This window comes from Salinimicrobium oceani (assembly GCF_012037645.1).
Genome location: NZ_JAAVJR010001377.1, coordinates 1 through 318 on the forward strand (window position 1 = coordinate 1; position 318 = coordinate 318).

The 318-nt window shown below is 43.1% G+C and carries 1 pseudogene; it reads right to left on the reverse strand.

The window, feature by feature from the left end:
- A pseudogene (locus HC175_RS22280) lies at positions 1-318 on the reverse strand (class I SAM-dependent methyltransferase); the annotation flags it as partial.

Below are 318 nucleotides of genomic sequence, written 5' to 3' on the forward strand. Positions count from 1 at the left end.
TAGAATGTTTGAATTTGTAATTCTCGTTTAGCAGTTTTATGATCCTTCCGCTGGAATCGGCTATGTCATTCGCATATACCTCAGCACCAAGAGCAGCCATCACCGCGGCATTCGTACAATCCCCGCACCCCATTTCCAGCACTTTCTTTCCCGCTAATCTATCCATAAAATTATTCTTATAGATCGCAAACCAACTGATCTCGGTAGTAGTAACCGAATTGAGAAAGGCATCAAGGTGGTTGATCCAGTGCAGAATATTCTTCACCTGTCCCTCTTTGTACAGGCGGTCATAATGCTCCTTGTTTTTCTGCTGATTTT